This is a genomic window from Spirulina sp. CCY15215, from assembly GCF_016888125.1.
GTDB lineage: Bacteria > Cyanobacteriota > Cyanobacteriia > Cyanobacteriales > Spirulinaceae > CCY15215.
Window position 1 is genome coordinate 1 of the sequence record NZ_JACSWA010000028.1, and the last position, 213, is coordinate 213.

Here is a 213-nt window from a genome sequence, read left to right on the forward strand (position 1 = left end):
GAACTTGACTTTTACCTGGAATAGCGGCGAGGGTGATGTTACCGTTTTCGGTGGCTACGGTTCCTGTTGAGATGATTCCCCCTCCTACCATCCAGAGACTTTCTCCAGTGGGTACCGCTAGATCGGCTTCGTTGACGATCCAACTGGGGTTATTCTGGTCAAATATTAAACTTGTCGGGCTACCGATTAAGGTGCTGTAGTTGTTGTCTCCGT

Annotated in this window: 1 protein-coding gene; it reads right to left on the bottom strand. The window is 49.3% G+C overall.

Going from position 1 to position 213, the window contains the following annotated elements; genetic code table 11:
• Positions 1-213, bottom strand: a 213-nt coding sequence (locus JUI58_RS00110; RefSeq protein WP_204101735.1) for a hypothetical protein, incomplete at both ends; no start/stop codon positions are given.